The sequence below is a fragment of the Tardiphaga sp. genome (assembly GCF_044340795.1).
Classification (GTDB): Bacteria; Pseudomonadota; Alphaproteobacteria; order Rhizobiales; family Xanthobacteraceae; genus Tardiphaga.
The window spans coordinates 23919-30822 of record NZ_JBIISY010000054.1 but is presented as its reverse complement, the minus strand read 5'-3'; the positions used below and the strand labels follow the sequence as shown (position 1 = coordinate 30822).

The window sequence follows — 6904 nt, the reverse complement described above, 5'->3', positions numbered from 1 at the left end:
GATGGACAACGTGAACCACCACGGCAATCGTCACTGGCCCGGCCGTGAGCCGCGCCGCTGCCGTAGCCATCCTCGCGCGCGTGTCATTTTCGATTGAAGCGACCCTCTCACGATAGTCGACGATCTGCTCTGCAAGTCGCTCATGGACCTGCATCACACCGCAAGACCTGCGTTTCGGAAGTGCTTCCTCCGCCATGTCGCCCTCCTAATGACGATTTTCAGCCAAATAACATCCTTAAATTGTAAAACATAAAGACACCACTGACGACAACATGCAAGGCGTACATCGCCAGAAGAGCTGGTAATACGTCTTGCGAAAGGCGACGCCGCCTTATGCGTCTGCTAGGCCAGACGATTTATTGGCCCCAACCGAAAGACCGATGATGATCCATGAAGGCAACAGAGGCGCCGTCCGCGACAACAAGAACGCCGGCCGTTTCGAACTCGCCATAGATGGCGGTATCGCGTTCGCCAATTATCGCACGGCCGGCGATCGCGTGATCATCACCCATACGGAAACGCCGCCGGCGCTGCGCGGTCGCGGCATCGCGTCAGAGCTGGTGAAAGGCGCGCTGGGATTGATCCGCGCGGACGGCCGCAAGGTCGTTGCGGGATGCAGCTTTGTGGTCGACTATCTCGACCAGCATCCGGAATATGCGGATATGGCTGGCTAATCGCCAACGCCATTGTAAGGTGGGCAAAGCGCAGCGTGCCTACCTACAGGTTTTGAGGATCGCGCGAGACCGCCCTCAAACGATCTTGATCGACATATCCGGCAGCCCCTGCAGCTTGCACAGCAGCACATCGCCCCTCACCACCGGACCGACATTTTCCGGCGTGCCGGAATAGATGATGTCGCCGGCTTTCAGCTCAAAGGCTTCCGAGAGTTTTGCGATCTGCTCGGCGACGCTCCAGATCATCTTGTCGAGATCCGAGCTCTGTTTCACCGTGCCGTTCACCGCCAGCGAGATCAGCCCCTTGGTCATGTGCCCGGTTTTCGCGACCGGATGGATCGGTCCGAGCACGGCGGCGTGGTCAAAACTCTTGCCGATCTCCCAGGGTTTCTTCTCGTCGCCCATGGCGCGCTGCAGGTCGCGGCGGGTCATGTCGAGACCGAGCGCGTAGCCATAGACGTGATCGAGCGCCTTGTCGGCGGGGATATTGGTGCCACCTGATTTCAGCGCGGCGACCAGTTCGACTTCGTAATGATAGTTTTTGGTCAGCGATGGATATGGATGATCGGCGACCTCGCCGACCTTCACATTCTGGATCGCGTCGGTCGGTTTCTGGAAGAAGAAGGGCGGCTCGCGATTGGGGTCGGAGCCCATCTCGCGCGAATGCGCCGCATAGTTGCGGCCGATGCAATAGATGCGGCGGACCGGAAACACATCCGTCTCGCCGACGATCGGGATCGTCACGGCATCGACCTTGAAGATGCTTTTGGGTCCGGCCTGCGCCTGCGCAGCCTCCCCACCGATGGCACTTGCGGTCAGCGCGACAGCGCCGCCGGCGATGAGTGTCCGACGATCGATCAGATCCATGATGGCCTCCCTTGTCCGCTCTCTGAGGAGCGCTTCTTGTATTCTGGCATACCACAACAAAAAGGCCCGCGCGAGCGCGGGCCTTTCGTTTGGTGAGAGAGTGAAGAGCCTTACTTGAGATCGTCCGGCAGCTTGCCGCCATTGGCGGCGAACTTGGTCATCACCTGCTTGTGCAGCCAGATATTCATGCTGGCGCTGTCGCTGGTGTCGCCGGTATAGCCGAGCTCCTTGGCGAGCTCCTTGCGGGCGCCGAGGCTGCTGTCGATGTCCAGCGCCTTCATCAGATCGACGATGGAGGTACGCCATTCCAGCTTCTCGCCCTTGGCCTTCACCGCCGCATCGAGGATCGGCGCCACGTCAACAGTGGCGGCGGGTGCTGCGCCGCCGGCCGCCGCACCGCCGGCCGGAGCCGCGGTACCGCCTGCGGCGGGCGCCGCGTCGGGAGCTGCAGCGCTGGCGCTGCTGCCGAAAATCGCGCTCATGATCTTGCCGAAAATGCTCATTTGGTCGCTCCCAATGACTTCGAATGATGGCCTGAAGAATGACTGCAGCACGTGACCGGCGAATGACCGGCGGATCGCAGTATCTCCCCGCTGACCGCCGATGCCAATGCGGCACCAGCGACAGACAACAAGACTCACTCAAAGTCGGTTCCAATTGCGGCGAAAGGCCGGCCGCACTGCAACGCGGTCGTCACGCGCTGCACCCTCACCCAAGCGTGAGTATCGGCGCTCCACATCGGCGCTAGGATCACCGCACGGTTCGCGACAGCCGGTCTTGTTGCATGCGCGTCCGGCACTGTCGTGATCATTTTCGAGCGGCTCCCGCGCTCGTTGTTGCGCGTGAGAATTCCGCGCGCTCAGAAGGGAGCAACGATCATGGCCCTCTCCACGACCGGCAATGCCACCGACCTCGTCCGCATCGACAATGTTGCGGCACCCCGCATCTACTCCATTACACCATCGGATCTCGGCGACGCGCTGCGGCTCGGCTGGGAGGACTTCAAGGCCATACCCAGCCACGCCATCATGCTGTGCCTGATCTATCCCGTGATCGGCATCGTTCTGGCGCGCACGGTGCTCGGCTATTCGATCCTGCCGCTGCTATTTCCCCTCGCGGCAGGTTTCGCTTTGCTCGGGCCATTCGCCGCCATCGGGCTCTATGAGCTCAGCCGCCGCCGCGAGACCGGTGAGGACGCATCGGCCTGGCATGCCCTCGACGTCACGCGCTCGCCGTCCTTTGGTGCGATGCTCGCACTTGGCCTTGCGTTGCTCGTGCTGTTCCTGACCTGGATCGCGACGGCGCAGGCGATCTATGTCTCCACATTCGGCAACGCTCCGGCCGCAGAAATTCCGAGCTTCCTGTCGCAAGTGCTGACCACATCGCAGGGCTGGCAGCTCATCGTGGTCGGCTGCGGCACCGGCCTGATGTTTGCGCTCGTCGCCCTGTGCGTCAGCGCGGTGTCGTTTCCACTGATGCTCGATCGCCATGCAAGCGTCATGGACGCGGTCACCACATCGCTACGCGTGGTCGCGCGCAATCCGGTGACGATGGCCATGTGGGGCTTCATCGTCGCTGCATTGCTCGTGCTCGGCTCGCTGCCATTCTTTCTTGGGCTCGCCGTCGTGATCCCGCTGCTTGGCCACGCAACATGGCATCTCTATCGCATGACCGTGGAACGCAATCCGAATCCACCGCTCATGCCCGAGCGCAGCGCGACGAAGCGCTATGCGGCCGATTTCCCGGTCTCACTGTTTCAAGGTCGCCGCCGCGACTGAGGACATTTCTGCCTTACGCTCGCCCGATCTCGGGCGGGCGTCGCGGCTCGAAGGTGCAGCATCGTTCAGTTTTTGCTGGCCACACACGTGTGGTGCGATCCACCACGCCACTATCAACTTTCATGATAGGCAGACCAGACCTGATGGCCCGGAACAAAGGGCGAAATCGTTTCGCTCTCGCAAACCGGTTTGACGCGGATCCATGCTCTGCGACCTTCGCATTCAAGGTGAATATAAATTCATTTCTTCCGATACATGCGATTCGCGCATGCCTTTTGGTGCGCCATTAAGGTCCGTGATCGGCGCCACCAGCTTCGCGCCAGCATTGCGTCACCTTTCTGCCCTACGACGTGGAAACCCTTTAAAACCGTCGTTTAATCGCCTAACTAACGACGACGGGCAGGACTTCGGTGTCGGGATACGCACCCTGCCCGGACCCGCGCCAGCCAGCGCCGAAAGGTTAATCACTTCTTGCCGGAGGCATGCATAAATCGCTTAGCTGCACCGCAACATCTGAACTGCTGCATCGCGAAGCGCTCATCTATATTCACTTCAACAGCGAGACACTCTCAAGAGATGAATCGCTGACTTTGAAGGAGAAAGAAAATGCTGCTCTCGCTTATCCGTATGATCCAGGCTTTCCGTGACTATCAGCGCAATGTTGCCGAGCTGTCGCAGCTCAGCGATCGCGAACTGTCGGACATCGGTCTCGATCGCTCTGACATTCCGCGCGTTGCCTCGGGCGCCTACAACGGCTGATCCGTCGGGACGGTGCTCCGTCCGCTGACGTTTCACGAATTGCGCCCGCGACGAGCGGGCGCGATCGTGGTCCCCGAAAAGCGTCTCTACCGAAAGGTGCCAGTGCAAAGCACTGACTAACCTGCGGAACCCCGCCAAAGCGAATTCCGTTTCGCGTTGAAACGCGCTACATGCGGGCCATGACAACAGCCTCTGACAAAGACAACCGCGTCCATGTGATCGGCGCGGGCCTTGCCGGCTCCGAAGCCGCCTGGCAGGTCGCCAATGCCGGCATCCCCGTGACCCTTCACGAGATGCGCCCGGTCCGGATGACCGATGCCCATCGCACCGATGGCCTCGCCGAACTCGTTTGCTCCAATTCGTTCCGTTCCGACGATGCCTTGAACAATGCCGTCGGCTTGCTGCATGCTGAAATGCGCAAGCTCGGTTCGCTGATCATGCGCAGTGCCGATGCCCATCAGGTGCCCGCCGGCGGCGCGCTGGCCGTGGACCGCGACGCGTTCTCTGATGCCGTCACCAGGGCGCTGGAAGACCACCCCCTTATCACCATCGACCGCACCGAGGTCGCCGGCCTGCCGCCCGCCGACTGGCGCAATGTTATCGTCGCAACCGGCCCCCTCACCTCGGCGCCGCTGGCTGATTCCATCCGCGAACTGACCGACGAGAACGCACTGGCCTTCTTCGACGCCATCGCGCCGATCGTTCACAAAGATTCCATCGACATGGAGATCGCCTGGTTCCAGTCGCGCTACGACAAGGTCGGGCCCGGCGGCACCGGCGCGGACTACATCAACTGCCCGATGACCCGGGAGCAGTATGACGCCTTCATCGACGCGCTGCTGGCCGGCGAAAAGACCGATTTCAAGGAATGGGAGCTGAACACGCCCTATTTCGACGGCTGCCTGCCCATCGAGGTCATGGCGGAGCGCGGCCGCGAGACGCTGCGCCACGGGCCGATGAAGCCGGTCGGCCTCACCAATCCACGCGATCCGCTCGTAAAACCCTATGCCATCGTGCAGCTGCGCCAGGACAACAAGCTGGGCACGCTCTACAATATCGTCGGTTTCCAGACGAAGCTGAAATACGGCCCGCAGCAGAACGTGCTGCGCATGATTCCGGGCCTGCAGAATGCCGAATTCGCCCGCCTTGGCGGCCTACATCGCAACACCTTCCTGAATTCGCCAAAACTGCTCGATGAGCAGCTGCGTCTGAAGGCCCAGCCGCGCCTGCGTTTCGCCGGCCAGATGACCGGTTGCGAAGGCTATGTGGAATCCGCCAGTGTCGGCCTGATCGCCGGGCTGTGTGCGGCGGCCGAGGCCAAGGGCCAGTCGCTGACCATGCCGCCGGCAACGACCGCGCTCGGCTCGCTGCTCGGCCATATCACCGGCGGCCATATCGAGACCGTGGATGCCGGCCCGCGCTCGTTCCAGCCCATGAACATCAATTTCGGCCTGTTCCCGCCGCTCGCATCGCCGCCGACCAAGAAGCCGGACGGTTCGCGCCTGCGCGGCAACGAGAAGACCGTCGCCAAGAAGCAGGCCATGAGCGCCCGCGCGCTGGCCGATCTCGATGGCTGGATCGCCGCCAGCCTCCCGGCCGTCGCGGCGGCGGCGTAACGCGAGCTCGGTTGGATCAGTCATGAGCTTGCCCAAACAGGACGCCGCTGCGCTTTCAAAACACTGGACCGAAGGCGTGCTGCTGAAGCGCGACGTGTTCTCGACCGTCGAACGCGGCCGTTTTCGCACGCGCGACGGCGATGTCGATGCCGTCCTCCGACGCCTCGATCAGGTGCCGTGGTGGTCGTTCATTCTCGCGCATCATCTGTTCACGCGCGAACGCCGCGCCCTGACGCTCGCGCGCGACCTGAAGGTCGGACCCGAACTGCTCTGGGCCGGCAAGCGCACGCTCGTGCGCGGCTTCATCGATGGTGTCGCGCTGCATCTGGCCAAGCCATACAACGATGCGCGCTATTTCCAGTCGGCCAAGCTGGCGCTGCGCAAACTGCATCGCATGGGCGTGTGCCACAACGATCTCGCCAAGGAGCAGAACTGGCTGCGCGGCAGCGACGGCCTCGCCTATCTCACCGATTTCCAGCTTGCGGTCTGTTTCAAGAGCCGCAGCCAGCTGTTCCGCATCGCCGCCTATGAAGACCTCCGCCATCTTCTCAAGCACAAGCGCACCTATGCGCCGGAGCTTTTGACGGCGAAGGAAAAGCAGATCCTGTCGAGGAAGTCGCTGCCGGCGCGGATCTGGCTGATGACCGGTAAGAAGGTCTATCGCGCCATCACCCGCGGCATCTTCAACTTCACCGACCGCGAAGGCGGCGGCAAGCGCCTCGTCAACGACGCACCGCCGCTGCTGGAGATCATCAAGCGCAATCCGGACGTGCGGGATGCGGCTATCGTGGCCTTTGCGGATCGCCGCACGGGCGTCGGGCTCTATGCCTTCGTCGAAGCGGAAGACGTCGCGCTCGAAGGCAAGCTGCAGAGCGAGTTGGCCGCCGCGAAAGCGGCAAAGCCACCAGAGCATCTGCAGGTGATCCCCGCATTGCCGCGCGATACGGCGGGCAAGATCCGCACCGAGGTGTTGCAGCTGGTGGCGATGAACCAGGTGGACCTGCTGGAGCCGCTGATGACCAGCGATGCGGACCGGGCGTTCCTGAAGGTGATCCTGGAATCGCGGAAAAACCTGCGCGATCGCTTCAATTTCGAGACGCAACTGCCGCAGCCGTAAATTGCCCCGTCATTGCGAGCGTCGCGAAGCAATCCAGTCTTTCGCCAAAGGCTGGATTGCTTCGTCGCGGAGCCTGTCATCGGGCCGGCGAAG

The 6904-nt window shown here is 62.1% G+C and carries 7 protein-coding genes and 1 pseudogene; 5 read left to right on the top strand and 3 right to left on the bottom strand.

Annotated elements, in window-relative coordinates; all coding sequences use genetic code 11:
* Positions 1-196: pseudogene (locus tag ACIQ17_RS11635) on the bottom strand (zinc metalloprotease); the annotation flags it as partial.
* A gap of 187 nt (positions 197-383) precedes the next feature.
* Between ACIQ17_RS11635 and ACIQ17_RS11630 the strand changes: the two are divergent.
* Positions 384-674: a GNAT family N-acetyltransferase gene (locus ACIQ17_RS11630; protein WP_398468621.1), complete on the top strand. Its 291-nt coding sequence runs from the start codon at positions 384-386 to the stop codon at positions 672-674.
* A gap of 75 nt (positions 675-749) precedes the next feature.
* Here ACIQ17_RS11630 and ACIQ17_RS11625 read toward each other — a convergent pair whose 3' ends face one another.
* The gene (locus ACIQ17_RS11625; protein WP_398468615.1) at positions 750-1541 is read right to left on the bottom strand and encodes a fumarylacetoacetate hydrolase family protein; all 792 of its coding nucleotides are present in this window, start codon (positions 1539-1541) and stop codon (positions 750-752) included.
* Positions 1542-1651: 110 nt separating this feature from the next.
* Positions 1652-2044, bottom strand: coding sequence for a DUF3597 domain-containing protein (locus ACIQ17_RS11620; RefSeq protein ID WP_398468613.1), 393 nt, complete (start codon positions 2042-2044; stop codon positions 1652-1654).
* A gap of 375 nt (positions 2045-2419) precedes the next feature.
* On the opposite strand from ACIQ17_RS11620, the gene ACIQ17_RS11615 reads away from it, so the two are divergent.
* The 4 genes from ACIQ17_RS11615 to ACIQ17_RS11600 all read left to right on the top strand — a co-directional run bounded on the left by ACIQ17_RS11615 (position 2420) and on the right by ACIQ17_RS11600 (position 6811).
* Positions 2420-3319 (top strand): DUF2189 domain-containing protein, encoded by a 900-nt coding sequence (locus ACIQ17_RS11615; RefSeq protein WP_398468611.1) that lies wholly within the window; start codon positions 2420-2422, stop codon positions 3317-3319.
* 606 nt (positions 3320-3925) lie between these two features.
* Positions 3926-4078: a DUF1127 domain-containing protein gene (locus tag ACIQ17_RS11610; protein WP_211908563.1), complete on the top strand. Its 153-nt coding sequence runs from the start codon at positions 3926-3928 to the stop codon at positions 4076-4078.
* A gap of 179 nt (positions 4079-4257) precedes the next feature.
* On the top strand, positions 4258-5694 hold the full coding sequence (gene trmFO, locus ACIQ17_RS11605) for a methylenetetrahydrofolate--tRNA-(uracil(54)-C(5))-methyltransferase (FADH(2)-oxidizing) TrmFO (protein ID WP_398468608.1): 1437 nt from the start codon (positions 4258-4260) through the stop codon (positions 5692-5694).
* Between the two features lie 22 nt (positions 5695-5716).
* Positions 5717-6811 carry a serine/threonine protein kinase gene (locus ACIQ17_RS11600; RefSeq protein ID WP_398468606.1) on the top strand — a complete coding sequence of 365 codons (1095 nt, stop codon included), beginning with the start codon at positions 5717-5719 and terminating at the stop codon, positions 6809-6811.
* Positions 6812-6904 lie beyond the last annotated feature (93 nt).